The sequence below is a fragment of the Pelosinus fermentans JBW45 genome (assembly GCF_000271665.2).
In the GTDB taxonomy this organism is placed as follows: Bacteria; Bacillota; Negativicutes; order DSM-13327; family DSM-13327; genus Pelosinus; species Pelosinus baikalensis.
Genome location: NZ_CP010978.1, coordinates 5,102,450 through 5,115,475, shown reverse-complemented (window position 1 = coordinate 5,115,475; position 13,026 = coordinate 5,102,450). Strand labels below are relative to the sequence as shown.

The following is a 13,026-nucleotide window of genomic DNA, read 5'->3' as shown; positions in this document are numbered from 1 at the left end:
TGTACTGACTTTATAGATTATAGGAAAGATATCTTTTTATTTGTTCAAAGCAGGAATACAATTACGAAGTAAGAATTAGATTAGAGTATGATGAAATGTTCTATGGATACAATATTTTTAGCTAAATTGTAGGGGGTTTGGTGATGATTAATAAAGAGCGTGTATTAGCGGAATTCTTTGAACTGGTAAAGATTAAATGTTCGACTCGGGAAGAACGTGAAGTTGCAGATGTCCTGAAGGTTCGTTTAGCAGAATTGGGATTAAAGGTGACAGAAGATCAGGTTGGGGAAATCATTGGTGGTAATTGTGGTAACGTGATTGCTTATAAAGCGGGAACAATACAGGATGCTCCTACTCTGATGCTCAGCGCTCATATGGACTGTGTTGAACCTTGTGGCGGGATAGAACCTCAGCTTAAGGATGGTGTGATCACGTCCGTTGGTGATACGATTCTTGGTGCCGATGATAAAGCTGGAGTTGTAGCCATTTTAGAAGCATTGCGTATTGTGAATGAAGAAAATATTTCTCACGGCCCCATTCAGGTTGTATTTACCGTAGCGGAAGAAGGCGGCTTAAATGGTGCGAAGGCGATTGATCCCGCTGCGTTAAAAGCTGACTTTGGATATGCTCTTGATTCCGGTGGTGGACCTGGCGAAATTATTACGATGGCTCCTGGTCAAAATAGCATTACAGCGTTGATTCATGGCAGAAAGGCTCATGCAGGCGTAGCACCAGAAGAGGGAATTAATGCCATTGTAGTAGCCGGTAAAGCGTTGGCCGAGATGCAGATTGGACGTATCGATTTTGAAACAACCTCTAATGCAGGGATTATTAGTGGTGGCATTGCCACAAATATCGTGCCTGATTTGGTAGAAGTAAAATGTGAAGCTCGCAGCCGAAATATGAAAAAATTAGAAGTGCAGACGCTTCATATGAAGGAGACCTTTGAACAAGTGGCAACTGCTAACGGAGCCCAAGCCGAGGTCAAGGTAGAGACTGCTTATGGTCCTTATGTTTTATCGGAAACAGATCCTGTAGTAACTTTGGCAGTGAAGGCTGCCGAAAGTATTAGCCTCATTCCAGAAATTAAAGCTACAGGCGGTGGCAGTGATGCGAATTTCTTTAATAATTATGGTGTACCTACAGCCGTATTAGGAGTGGGTATGAGTAAAGTACATACCAAGGATGAATATATAAAAGAAATTGACTTGTATAATAGTGCGGAATTAGTGACCGCTCTCATCAAAACAGCAGCAACTATGAAAAAGTAATATAAAATAAAATAAAGGCTGAGTGTAATCGCTGCACTTAGCCTTTATTTTATATTACTTATCAGTTCACAGTTTTTTTCGAAAGCGCAGGAATTTACATAATAAATACAGGAGGCGGGTATAACCACCAGCTGTTTCTAGCAAGGAGTTTTTTATTCCTTGATAAGTATTGGCTTTGGGGTCGGAAAGATACATGGCAAGCAGTCCTTGCACAATGGTTTTATGAAAAGAGGGATAGGGCAATGTGTCGGCTTGAAGAAAGGCTTGCTGTATGAAGTGTATCAAGTGAACTGCTGTTTCGGGAGAATCTTGATAATAAGAGACAAAATTAAGATCGCCACTTTTTTGATCTTCAGCCGCATCGATGAAGTAATCTAATAGGATATGTAAGCCGCTAATCCAGGGAAAGTAAGCGGAATCAATTTTTGAAACTGTGCAAGAGGTGAGATTCTTGTCGCTGGCAGCAGCGCAGAGCATAAACATACCTAAGGTAGAGCCCGTAGCTGCGGCGAATTCCCAAGGGGTAAGCTGAGGGGAGTGCTCGAGATGCTTATGAATCCAAGTTAGCATTTTTTCTTCGCGAATGCTAGGGTTAAGATGTTTATAGGTCTGTAATTCGCTGTAGAGGCGGGCTAATTTCTGGATATTTGGTTTTACCAGCTCATAAGAAGGCAATGTATTTACCTTTTCCTGGCAAGTCAGCACAAGCTCTTTCAAATAACCCCCGTCTTCTTTATAAGGATAAAAAGCATAATAATCCTTAAGGTGGGCGCTGGGGTCAAGAGCATCCGTCATTGCGTAATGCAATTGGCGGAAAGCTTGTTCGTCTGTTATACCAGCGTTATCGCACAGGTTATCTAAATAATCGCTGATGGTTTGTAACGCGACGACGAGAGAAATAAAGTCTGTTTTACATACTGTAGGGTAGAGGCTGTAAATGCTTCCTCCCTGACAATGAAATTTTTTGTTCGCAATACTGGCAAGGGCCTGCTCTTTAAGCTCGGGGCAGGCATGGGATATTCCTTTCGTAGACCAGTGGTGCAGTTCGCTGTCCACTAAGGGAAAGACCTTTCTGACAAAAGGAATAATTAAAGAGAGTACTTTATAGAACTTAGCAAAGAATTTCATAATAGCCTCCTTGTTGAGAAAGGGTACAGTTTATTTTAATTTTACTATGTCTTTTCTTCTTTATTCTACAAGGAGGCAGTTGAGACCGCTAATTCTAGACCTGTCTCACGTTTAAACCACTTGCTGTGCTTCTTTACTGCCTGCAGTTCTAATAATAATTCTTGTTTGGTTGTTAAAATCAGCTGTGCCTGTTTTTTTGAAATGTTTGTTGTGACTTTTTCTACCAGACTCATTTGCGTAGTATCTAAACCTTCCGCCAAGGCTAGCAATAATGCAAGTTTGCGAGCTGTTTGCCAGTTGGCTGCATCTAGAAATTCATTATAAATTCTGTTATAAGAATATTTTACCGAAGGGCTATGATGCCAGCCGGCAATGATTGCGGCCATGATTTGCTCGCGGTGGGAGAGACCGAATAAACGAGCATTTTCTATTAAATAAGCGCTATGTCTTGCATGGTCATAATAACTGACAGTAATGCCAATGTCATGTAATAACGCAGCTACTTTCAAGAGTGTTCTGTTACGCGGCTGTAAGCCGAGTATTTCCTGCCAATCATCAAATAAGCCATTGGCTAGCCTTGCTACCTGGCCCGCGTGCCCTGTATTGCCGCTATAGAATGACAACATATTGTCTGTACTATGGGAAAGCGGATCTAACAGCTCTGTTTGCCCAGTTTGGGAAAGATAATATTGAAGAAATAATCCTTCCCTTACACCACAGCTGCTAATAATTAATTGTGTACTATCGATTTTTTCAAATAAGTGTTTAACAATAGCTAAACCTGAGATAATAATATCAGCACGTTCACTACTGAGCCCCGCTATTTTGCGACGCTGAGCACAGGACATTTTTATGACGTCTTCCCATAAGGAGTGGAAGGAAAGAGAGCTGGTACGGTAGTTGTGCAGCTTTAATAAAGGGTAATGATTTCTTTTCTGCTCCATTTTTCCAATGCTGCGGGCGGTTCCGCCAATGCCAATTAGAGGAAGATTAAGGGTTTCTAGCCAAGGTACTTTTGCAAGCTCCTGGGACAGAAACTCGTCAAGATCTGCTAATTGGCCCTCCGTTGCTTTGTTTTCTAGTTTAAAGCGTTCTGTTAAGGTAACCGCTCCAAAGGGCAAACTAATGACTTCTTCGGCTTTGCGGTTCTTGATCAATGTTAATTCCGTGCTGCCGCCTCCTAAGTCGAATAATATGGCATCTGTAACATCAAGAGTATTAATGGCCCCTAAATAGCCCAATTTTGCTTCTTTTTCCCCGCTAATAATGTCAATAGAAATGCCTGTCTCTTTTTGAATTTTCTTTACGAATTCCGAGCCATTAACGGCATTGCGCAGCGCTGCTGTTCCTACGCCTAGAATTTTATCCGTATGAAAGATTTGACACATATGAGCGAAGCTTTTTAGTAAGCTCATTGTACGAGCCATGGCCTCTAGTTGCAACTGACGATTTTTATCTGCCTCTTGTCCCAAACGAACCGCATCTTTTTGATGATAAATTAGATTGTAGGAACCGTTAGCATAGATTTCGACGATAATAAGGCGAGCAGAGTTTGATCCTAAATCGATAATCGCGATACGTTGATTCATGAAATCATTTCTCCTTTGTACAGGGTGCAAATTCTTTTATAAAATATGTATTAGCAATATTTTATAAAAATCCTCTGCCTAAATAGTAATTTACGAAAGATTATTATGATAAAATAAATGTTATAAAATTTAGATAATTGAGAGAATAAAGAGTTGCTTTAAAGGAATCTTAATTGATTGAAAGCGTATTCTTTTATAATTCTCTCAATCAGTGGATTGTTAAGTTATTGTAAATTTATTCAAATACAGCTCTTATACTAGAGGAAATGGCAGGTAATATAAGGAATTATGTCGAAAGAAAACTACTACAATGAGTAAGCCCAGTTTCAAATTCTGAGATAGGCAGGTTGAAGCCATGTTTGATAAAAAAGAGAATTTCCTAAATAGGGAATTAAGCTGGCTGAAGTTTAATCATCGGGTATTAGAAGAAGCGAATGACCCTGAAAAACCTTTGCTGGAACGATTGAAATTTGTGGCGATTGCCAGTTCTAATTTGGATGAGTTTTTTATGATTCGTGTTGCTGGACTGAAACAGCAAGTGGAGAGCGGTATTGGTAAGAGAGACCCTGCAGGATTTAATGCAGCCCAGCAACTTCAATTAATTGATGAAGCGGTGCGGGAGATGGTACGGCTGCAGTATTGGTATCTAAAGAAGATTCTTGGTGCCATGCAGAATCATGATATTTATGTAAGTGATGTTGAGAGTTTAGCCGTTAGCGGACGACAGTGGGTAGAAGAGCATTTTTATAACACGATCTATCCGTTGCTTACGCCATTAGCAGTAAATGCCAGTCACCCTTTTCCTCTATTAGCCAATCGGAGTTTAAATCTGGCAGTGCTGCTAAGTAAGGGAAAAGAGGAGCTGCAGACAGCAATTCTTCCCGTTCCAAGTGCTCTGCCACGAATTATTGAAGTGCCTGACCAAAGTGTTGGCAAACAATTTGTATTATTAGAAGACATTATAAAAAAACATTGTTCTGAGTTATTTTGCGGCTACACGATTAAGGATATTGTACCCTTTAGCATTACGCGCAATTCGGATTTGTTAATTGATGGTGAAGGTGCCGAAGATCTGCTGGCCGAGGTAGAAAAATCTCTGCGTCAGCGTAAACGGGGCGAAGCAGTACGTTTGGAAATGACCAAAACAAACAAATCTTTTTTAAAAAATTTCTTGCTAGATATATTTAAGATGGATGAACAGGATTTGTATGAAGTTACGGGTCCTATTGATATATCTTGTTTTATGAAAGTGATGGATCTTCAAGGTTTTGATGACCTGCGCTATGAGCCCATCATTCCACAGATTCCCATAGGATTAAAAGATGCAGAGGATTTGTTTGATGTAATTCGAGAGAAAGATATTTTACTACATCATCCTTACGAATCCTTTATGCCCGTAGTAAACTTTATTCGTCAGGCAGCAGTTGATCCTAAGGTGTTAGCGATTAAGCAAACTTTATATAGAGTGAGTGGCAATTCTTCCATTGTCCGTGCTTTGGCTCAAGCCGCGGAAAATGGGAAACAAGTTACGGTTGTAGTAGAAGTTCGAGCTCGTTTTGATGAGGAAAACAATATTCTATGGGCCAGAAAATTAGAAGAATCTGGATGTCATGTAATTTATGGATTGTTGGGTCTCAAGGTCCATGGTAAAATGGCATTAATCATTCGGCAGGAAGAAGCTCGTATTAAGCGATATGTGCATATGGGGACGGGGAACTATAATGACATTACAGCCCGTATATACTCTGATATGAGTCTGTTTACTGCCAATGAAAAAGTAGGAGCGGATGCTTCTGACTTTTTTAATATGTTATTGGGTTATTCGGAACCACCATCGTGGAAAAAGCTGGTGGTTGCCCCCGTTGGTTTGCGAGAGAAAATAAAAGAGCTGATTGATCGGGAAATTGCTTTGGCTCAAGAGGGAAAAAGCGGTCATATCATTGCTAAAATGAATTCTCTACTGGATAAGGATATTATTCTTAAATTGTATGAGGCTTCTAGCAAAGGGGTTAAAATTGATCTTATTATTCGTGGAATTTGTGCTCTAAAACCAGGGCTTGAACATGTTAGTCAGAATATTAAGGTACGAAGCATTGTAGGGCGCTTTTTGGAGCATCATCGTATTTTATATTTTGCAAATGGTGGTAAGGAAAAAATCTATTTATCCAGTGCGGACTGGATGAATCGTAACTTAAGTGAGAGGATCGAATTATTATTTCCCATTGATAATCCAGAAATTCTAGAACGAATAAAAAATATTTTGCATATTATGCTGAAAGATAATCGTAAGGCTTATATGATGAAAAGTGATGGCACCTATCGACGGGTATATCGCCGAGGTAAGATCGTTAATAGTCAGCAAAAATTATATCAAGAAGCACAAGAGCGAGCTGGTGGTGCAGATTTTTAAAGAACAAGGCCTATACTTTCGTATAAGCCTTGTTTTATCTTGATTTCCCCTTAATTTCAATAGTTATCCCCATAGTTATGCACAAAAGGATAACAAATGTGGATAACTATGGGGACATATTCTGATTTTTACTTCAAAATGAGGGAATTTTATAGCTTCACGAGGAATGAACATGTGGATAAAAGGATGTGGATAAAGTTATCCACATCCTTTTATCCACAATTAGAAAACGAAATAATAAAAACTCTTGACTTTACCTATAGAACTATGGTAAGATATTTTTTGTCGACGGGACAAGGGTTCCATTGAAGGAATGACTCCGTAGCCCAGCTGGATAGAGCGCTTGACTACGAATCAAGAGGTCGCAGGTTCGAATCCTGCCGGGGTCACCATTTTTGTTGCTAACTATATTTTGCGCCCGTAGCTCAGGCGGATAGAGCAACGGTTTCCTAAACCGTGTGCCGGTGGTTCGAGTCCTCCCGGGCGCACCATTGTATTTTGTGTGGTGAACCGGATATTGGATGATCATTATTATATGGGATTAGCATTAGAGGAAGCGCAAAAGGCTTATGCGATTGGTGAAGTACCAATTGGAGCTGTGCTTGTTCTGGATGGTCAGGTAGTGGCTGCAGGACACAATATGCGGGAAAGTTGGCATGATGCGACGGCTCATGCTGAAATGATTGCTATTCGGGAAGCTTGTCAAAAGCTTGGACGATGGCGTTTAACTGGACTTACATTGTATGTTACGATAGAACCTTGCCCTATGTGTGCTGGTGCTTTGGTCATGAGTCGTATTGACCGCTTGGTTTACGGCAGTGCTGATGTAAAAGCAGGGGCAATTGAATCGATTTTTAATATAGCGCAAAATGATGCATTAAATCATTCCATGGTGGTTACATCGGGAATACGTAGAGATGAATGTGCGCAAATCATGAAAGATTTTTTTAAACAACGACGAAAAAACAATAAGAAGCATCACATAGATACCTGAGACATGAGCATTGAAGTAGATCAGGTCACGGAGAGGTGGCTGAGCTGGTCGAAGGCGCTCGACTCGAAATCGAGTAGGCGGGAAACTGTCTCGTGGGTTCGAATCCCACCCTCTCCGCCATGAAGTCAATCATACCAGAAGTTGTAGCTGCTTGCAGTGAAGACTTCTGGTTTTTTTATTTTTGTGGAATGACGTGGTTATAGACTCTGTTATTACGGATTTTCTTTGAGTATTTTGGCTTGCTGAACGAAGCGTACTCCTAAGTCGAAGGCCTTGTTGCAGTATTGGGGAAATTGCTCTTCCTTTACTTTGGCCTTTTTATCTCCGTCAAAAACTGTTATGAGGTATTTAGAGTAATCGTCGAATTGATAAGTATCATTGACAACAAGTGGTTCAAAATAACCAAATACTCTTTTTAAATCTATCTCTGAGAATCTCAATCCCTGTGTATATCCTAACTCGTTCATTTGGTCATGAGTTACATTCATAGTATAGATAAAGCCGATTGGTATTTTTCGACCAAATATAGTTTTGTACCCAGATGTATATGTTTGATAGGGGAACATTAATCTTTCCATAAAAGATCTCATATTACCAGTAACTGATTCAAAATATATTGGCGAACCAAGAATAATTGCATCTGAGGTTGCTGCCTTTTCGAGAATCGGTGTTAATCCGTCTTTAAAAGCACATTTTCCATAGCTTTTACCGTTTTTTAATTTACAGGCAAAACAGCTAATGCACCCTTTGTAATCTAAGTCATAAAGATGAATTAATTCTGTTTCAGCTCCATGTGATGCTGCGCCTTCAAGTGCTTTCTTAAGTAAAGTTGCAGTATTTTTAGTCTTTCTCGGACTTCCATTGATTGCTATTATTTTCATATAAATCTACTCCCTTAAGTTCAATCTTGACTTTATGTTTCAAAGTATATATTCTTATAGGAAGATAATCAAGTATGAACATATTTGTTATATACTAACCTTTTGGTTAGCATGGGGAGGCTATCATGGTAGATTTTGAGAGTAAATTTGGGAAATGTCCCATGTACTACACAATGTCAGCAGTGGAAGGTAAATGGAAGTGGATTATCTTGTGGGAAATTTATAAAGCCGAAGTAATACGGTATAACAAATTGAGAGAAGAGCTGCAGCCGATTGCACATAAAACATTAAGCAAACAGCTAAAGGAATTGGAAGCGAGTAAATTGGTTCATCGAGAACAATATAATGAAGTACCTCCTAAAGTTGAGTATTCGTTAACCAATGAAGGCAAAACGTTAATTCCCATTCTTGATCTCATGTACCAATGGGGAGAGAAGCATATCGATATGGAGTAAGCCGAAGGGATAAAAAAGAAATAACGCCAGCTCAAAGACGGCGGTTATTCTTAACCCTATAATCTGAGCTTACCGCTCCCGGTTAGACAGCCTGTGGGCTGACGTGTTAGAGCACGTCAGTCCTTTTCTTATATTATACCCATACAAGCGGTGTGGAAAAAATCTTGCCCGAGTAGGGACACTGGTTATTTTGTATTAATATTTTCTGAAATATTAAAATCTATATCTTTTAGGAGAGGTAATGATTCTCAAAATGGTTTATCCTAATGGTAAGTGTGATTAAAAGGACAAATCTGTTAATTGCATGATAGCTAAAGATGCTGTTATTACACCAAATAAATAAAGATAATAAAAAGGAAATTACTGCACAATAAGATCAAGGGGATAAACAAAAAAACGGGAGGGAAACAACGTGATTGTTTTTGATGAGGCTGTTGTAAAAAAGATGCTGTTAGAAGAAGGGTATTCAGATGAGGGTGAGATAGACATGATATTTAATGAATTAAATATCATTGATGCAAGTTTACAAAGAGTACTTGATGCCTATCTGGCAGATCGAACAATTGTAGATGAGTTTAAGGTGGAAGGTCTAACGATAAATATAATCATGAGTAAGTTTAAATGTGATTTTTGGAAGGCATTAGGCTTTATGAATACAAGTATTACAAACCATCAACTGGCTAAGGAGCTATATGATATGTAGCCAATGAATTGGAAGGATTCATTATGCGATGCTAGGAAACATACTACCAGAAGTTGCAGCTGCTTGCAGTGAAGACTTCTGGTTTTTATGTTCAAAATCATTTGTAAAAGGCAGAGATACAGGATGAGAATCGTTAAAGAGTCCTATTGTCATGCAGGATTTTGTATAGACTTGGCAAATAGAAGGAATATAGATAGTAGATTAAGATAGAGGTGATTGAAGATGAGTAAACCGAATGTAGTGGTCATTGGTGGACTGATGACTACAGCATTAGAACGACTGCAAAATTTTTGCAGTATTAAGCAATGGAAGAAAGAAAATGACATTCCCCGAGATATTTTATTGGAATGGGTTGCCGATGCTGAAGGTTTGATTGTAAATAATAGTGTCGCAGTAAATGAGGAATTATTACAGAATGCACCGAGGCTCAAAGTGATCGCTCAGATGGCTGTGGGATATGATAACGTTGATATTGAAGCGTGTTCAAAATACAATATACCCTTTGGCAATACGCCGGGAGTTCTTGTTGATGCTACTGCTGACCTGGCATTTTCTCTTTTGTTATGTTCAGCGCGGCGAATTCATGAAGGGTGGGATTTTGTAAGGGCAAACTCTTGGGCTCGTGGTCATAAACTATCTTTTGGTATTGATATTGCTGGTAAGACTCTCGGAATCGTCGGTATGGGGCAAATTGGAGCTGCAGTTGCTCAAAGAGCAAAGGCATTTGGCATGAATGTGATCTATTATAATCGGAATCGCCGTCATGATGACGACAAGATTGGTGCAGCATATCAATCTTTTGAGACTCTATTGGACAAATCCGATGCGATCATCGTCTTGACTCCTTTGTCTCAAGAGACCAGAGGTTTATTTGGTAAGGAAGAGTTTCGGAAAATGAAATCTACGGCTTATTTCATTAATGTATCAAGAGGTCCAGTTGTGGATACAGATTCATTAGTAGAGGCTTTGCAATCAGGGGAAATTGCTTATGCGGCCCTTGATGTTACTGATCCAGAACCTGTGACCCAGGATCATCCCTTGCTGAAGCTTTCTAACATTCTCATTACACCTCATATCGGCAGCGCAACGGTAGAAACTCGTACTGCAATGGCACAGCTTACCGTCGATAACCTTCTTGCAGGATTGGCAGATAGGCCTCTGGCAGCTTGTGTGAATGCAAGCAGGATCATTGGAAAGAATGAGAAGTCGTTATAACTGTATTTAGATTGTTTAATTTAATCCGAATCAGGTAATAGTATCAATGATCGCATGGCGATATTATAAAAGGTGAGGAGATCAAAATGCTGTCTTCTGCTTATTGGTACTATGGGCTAATCATGATAAGCCTGATTCTTGTAGCAGCATCACTCGTTTATAAAAAAGACTGGAAAATCCTCCTATTGCATTTGCAGACAAGCGCCGTGATTCACCCCTTTGAGATCATTATTTTAATTTTATTGGATGGGTATCGTTACTTCCCTGGTATTTTGCAGGATGCAAGGTTGGATAACTACTTGGGCTCCTATATATCCAATTCATTGATTGTTCCGGCTTCTGCTGTTGCAATCAATGCTTTTTCACTTTCCTGGAATTATGTAATTAGTATTGCGGCTGTTTTTACTGGGTTAGATTGGTATTTTACAGAACTAGGAATCTATCAGCACTTCTGGTGGAGATCTTTTTATACTGGAATTGGGCTTTGCATTCTTTATGCAATTAGTAAATGGATTTGGCGAGGGCTGCATGATAAAGAGCCTTCTTTCGTTTTTAAGTTTCTTACCATTTATATGATTTATGCATCCATCCACAATTTAATTATCTTTATTCTGAATGAAGGAGGACGATTATTTAGATTTGATGTTAACTGGTTTTCAGATCCAGAGAAAGGTCATCAGATTTTTTTCTTCCTCCATTTGATAATCACTAGTATTATTATTACAATGTGTATTGGCCTGCGATTACGATTTCGTTATAGGCTAATGGGGATCGTTGTTTTAGTCGCACTCAATTGGTTTCTTGGGCAATATCATATTTTTGTTCCCTCTGCGGAAAATATTTCAGCAGTTCAGTTCATCCTAGTTTCCATGCTGGCACTACCTCTTACCATTCTCCTTTTTAAACTAGCCAAATTAAAATATTTATTTCCGTAATATAAGAAATTCACACTCATAGCTATTTTGAGTATAAAAGAAAGCGGGAGAGGAAATTTGAAAACAAAAGAAATCGTTTTGACATCTCTATTTATCGCACTGAGCTTTATTGGAGCTAACATAAAAGTTATGGGTAGTATTGCTTTTGATTCGATGCCAGGATTTTTAGGAGCACTGCTGCTTGGTCCGGCCTATGGTGCTTTCATTGGTATGATGGGACATTTATTGACGGCGCTGCTGTCCGGATTTCCATTGTCCTTTCCTGTTCATATTGTCATCATGATCGATATGGCAGCAACAATGGCAATTTTTAGTCTTGTTTATCGCAAGGTGGCAGAGGATGAGGAGTTTTCTCTAAAGGCAATCACCTTAGCGGGAGTTTTGGGGGTTATCATGAATGGACCAGTCTCACTGCTAATGTTAACTCCATTGCTGCTGCCTTTGATCGGTCTAGCAGGAATGATCGCGTATCTTCCTGTACTTTCAGGTATTGCGGCGCTTAATATTGCCCTTGCATGCCTTGTATATAAGTTGTTGCCCAATAGGATAAAAAAGGTTAGGAAGAAAATATGAAGGTACAAAAAGTAAGAGATTTGACGTTGATTGATTTGGGCCAGGAAAAAACCGTAGTAGTTGCTTGTGACAGCTGTGGTGGAATCGGATTGAAAGAGTATGATGTTCTTAAGGTTTCTCCTTTTGTTACTGGAAAGTACACCGCAAGGGTTGCTCTTTTTGAGATTCTGTGTTCAGGAGCAGAGGTCGTTTGTTTGGCTAATACCATTTGCAATGAAATGGAAGTCACAGGTAAAAAAATCATAGCAGGTATTGAAGAGGAATTAGAAGAGGCTGGTATTGGTAAAATTGTACTGACGGGAAGTACAGAAGAAAATTTTGCAACTTTTGCAACTGGTTTTGGAGTTACGGCTGTGGGACTTGTCGAAAATAAAAATCTAAAAGTGAATAATGTTAAGCAGGATGCTTTGCTGATCGCTATTGGGAAACCCAAAGTTGGAGAAGAAGTACTAAAAAGTGAAAAAGGGGATATCGCCGGTTATCAATTGATAAAAACGTTGCTTGGCTCTGAACGTGTATATGAATTGGTTCCTGTAGGTTCTAAAGGAATCTTGTATGAGGCGAATCAGTTAGCTGAAAATAATAATATGCAATTGGTTTTACATAGTGGGATACAAATCGATATTCATAAATCTGCAGGACCAAGTACTGTAGTTGTAGCAGCAATGGAAGAGGCTTTATTCTATCAAATGGATTTTCCGGGGAGTATCGAAGTAATTGGAAGGCTCCGACATGTAAAGCGTTAATAAAAAAGATAATGAACCGCGAAAGTCGCGAAGCACACAAAGAACAGGTCGGAATTGTATGGATATTCCGACCTGTTCTTCATCGTCTTCGCGGTTCAAAAGGTTTTGTTTTTAGTAATAGCAAAT

12 protein-coding genes and 3 tRNA genes are annotated in these 13,026 nt (G+C 39.3%); 12 read left to right on the top strand and 3 right to left on the bottom strand.

Going from position 1 to position 13,026, the window contains the following annotated elements; translation table 11 throughout:
- The first annotated feature begins 143 nt into the window (after window positions 1-143).
- Window positions 144-1,271, top strand: coding sequence for a M20/M25/M40 family metallo-hydrolase (locus JBW_RS22590; RefSeq protein WP_007955067.1), 1,128 nt, complete (start codon window positions 144-146; stop codon window positions 1,269-1,271).
- A gap of 66 nt (window positions 1,272-1,337) precedes the next feature.
- Here JBW_RS22590 and JBW_RS22585 read toward each other — a convergent pair whose 3' ends face one another.
- Together JBW_RS22585 and ppx are read right to left on the bottom strand one after the other, a co-directional pair.
- Window positions 1,338-2,399 carry a tetraprenyl-beta-curcumene synthase family protein gene (locus JBW_RS22585; RefSeq protein ID WP_007955069.1) on the bottom strand — a complete coding sequence of 354 codons (1,062 nt, stop codon included), beginning with the start codon at window positions 2,397-2,399 and terminating at the stop codon, window positions 1,338-1,340.
- Between the two features lie 65 nt (window positions 2,400-2,464).
- Window positions 2,465-3,988 (bottom strand): exopolyphosphatase, encoded by a 1,524-nt coding sequence (gene ppx / locus JBW_RS22580; protein WP_007955071.1) that lies wholly within the window; start codon window positions 3,986-3,988, stop codon window positions 2,465-2,467.
- Window positions 3,989-4,343: 355 nt separating this feature from the next.
- On the opposite strand from ppx, the gene JBW_RS22575 reads away from it, so the two are divergent.
- The 5 genes from JBW_RS22575 to JBW_RS22555 all read left to right on the top strand — a co-directional run bounded on the left by JBW_RS22575 (window position 4,344) and on the right by JBW_RS22555 (window position 7,512).
- Window positions 4,344-6,398, top strand: coding sequence for an RNA degradosome polyphosphate kinase (locus JBW_RS22575; RefSeq protein WP_007955072.1), 2,055 nt, complete (start codon window positions 4,344-4,346; stop codon window positions 6,396-6,398).
- Between the two features lie 315 nt (window positions 6,399-6,713).
- Window positions 6,714-6,790, top strand: a tRNA-Arg gene (locus JBW_RS22570).
- 22 nt (window positions 6,791-6,812) lie between these two features.
- Window positions 6,813-6,889 (top strand) — tRNA-Arg (locus tag JBW_RS22565).
- Between the two features lie 23 nt (window positions 6,890-6,912).
- Complete coding sequence (gene tadA / locus JBW_RS22560) at window positions 6,913-7,392, top strand: tRNA adenosine(34) deaminase TadA (protein WP_268747902.1); 480 nt, start codon at window positions 6,913-6,915, stop codon at window positions 7,390-7,392.
- Between the two features lie 29 nt (window positions 7,393-7,421).
- Window positions 7,422-7,512: transfer RNA gene (locus JBW_RS22555), tRNA-Ser, on the top strand.
- A gap of 92 nt (window positions 7,513-7,604) precedes the next feature.
- Here JBW_RS22555 and JBW_RS22550 read toward each other — a convergent pair.
- Window positions 7,605-8,273, bottom strand: coding sequence for a flavodoxin family protein (locus JBW_RS22550; protein WP_007955075.1), 669 nt, complete (start codon window positions 8,271-8,273; stop codon window positions 7,605-7,607).
- 125 nt (window positions 8,274-8,398) lie between these two features.
- Between JBW_RS22550 and JBW_RS22545 the strand changes: the two genes are divergently transcribed.
- The 6 genes from JBW_RS22545 to JBW_RS22520 all read left to right on the top strand — a co-directional run bounded on the left by JBW_RS22545 (window position 8,399) and on the right by JBW_RS22520 (window position 12,900).
- Entirely contained in the window at window positions 8,399-8,728 is a 330-nt protein-coding gene (locus JBW_RS22545) for a winged helix-turn-helix transcriptional regulator (protein WP_007955077.1), read from the top strand.
- A gap of 412 nt (window positions 8,729-9,140) precedes the next feature.
- A complete protein-coding gene (locus JBW_RS22540; RefSeq protein ID WP_007955078.1) occupies window positions 9,141-9,431 on the top strand; it encodes a hypothetical protein in 291 nt (96 codons plus the stop codon).
- 222 nt (window positions 9,432-9,653) lie between these two features.
- Window positions 9,654-10,646 (top strand): 2-hydroxyacid dehydrogenase, encoded by a 993-nt coding sequence (locus JBW_RS22535; protein WP_007955080.1) that lies wholly within the window; start codon window positions 9,654-9,656, stop codon window positions 10,644-10,646.
- Between the two features lie 86 nt (window positions 10,647-10,732).
- The gene (locus JBW_RS22530; RefSeq protein ID WP_007955082.1) at window positions 10,733-11,581 is read left to right on the top strand and encodes a hypothetical protein; all 849 of its coding nucleotides are present in this window, start codon (window positions 10,733-10,735) and stop codon (window positions 11,579-11,581) included.
- 57 nt (window positions 11,582-11,638) lie between these two features.
- Complete coding sequence (locus JBW_RS22525) at window positions 11,639-12,154, top strand: ECF transporter S component (protein ID WP_007955084.1); 516 nt, start codon at window positions 11,639-11,641, stop codon at window positions 12,152-12,154.
- Window positions 12,151-12,900 carry an AIR synthase related protein gene (locus tag JBW_RS22520; protein WP_007955086.1) on the top strand — a complete coding sequence of 250 codons (750 nt, stop codon included), beginning with the start codon at window positions 12,151-12,153 and terminating at the stop codon, window positions 12,898-12,900. Before JBW_RS22525 ends, JBW_RS22520 begins: the two co-directional genes overlap by 4 nt.
- The last annotated feature ends 126 nt before the right edge of the window (window positions 12,901-13,026 follow it).

Excerpts from the sequence above, each read along its gene's own strand:
- JBW_RS22575 (WP_007955072.1), top strand. The coding sequence starts at position 4,344 with ATGTTTGATAAAAAAGAGAATTTCCTAAATAGGGAATTAAGCTGGCTG.
- JBW_RS22550 (WP_007955075.1), bottom strand. The coding sequence starts at position 8,273 with ATGAAAATAATAGCAATCAATGGAAGTCCGAGAAAGACTAAAAATACT.
- JBW_RS22520 (WP_007955086.1), top strand. The coding sequence starts at position 12,151 with ATGAAGGTACAAAAAGTAAGAGATTTGACGTTGATTGATTTGGGCCAG.
- JBW_RS22545 (WP_007955077.1), top strand. The coding sequence starts at position 8,399 with ATGGTAGATTTTGAGAGTAAATTTGGGAAATGTCCCATGTACTACACA.
- JBW_RS22530 (WP_007955082.1), top strand. The coding sequence starts at position 10,733 with ATGCTGTCTTCTGCTTATTGGTACTATGGGCTAATCATGATAAGCCTG.
- JBW_RS22585 (WP_007955069.1), bottom strand. The coding sequence starts at position 2,399 with ATGAAATTCTTTGCTAAGTTCTATAAAGTACTCTCTTTAATTATTCCT.
- ppx (WP_007955071.1), bottom strand. The coding sequence starts at position 3,988 with ATGAATCAACGTATCGCGATTATCGATTTAGGATCAAACTCTGCTCGC.
- JBW_RS22535 (WP_007955080.1), top strand. The coding sequence starts at position 9,654 with ATGAGTAAACCGAATGTAGTGGTCATTGGTGGACTGATGACTACAGCA.
- JBW_RS22590 (WP_007955067.1), top strand. The coding sequence starts at position 144 with ATGATTAATAAAGAGCGTGTATTAGCGGAATTCTTTGAACTGGTAAAG.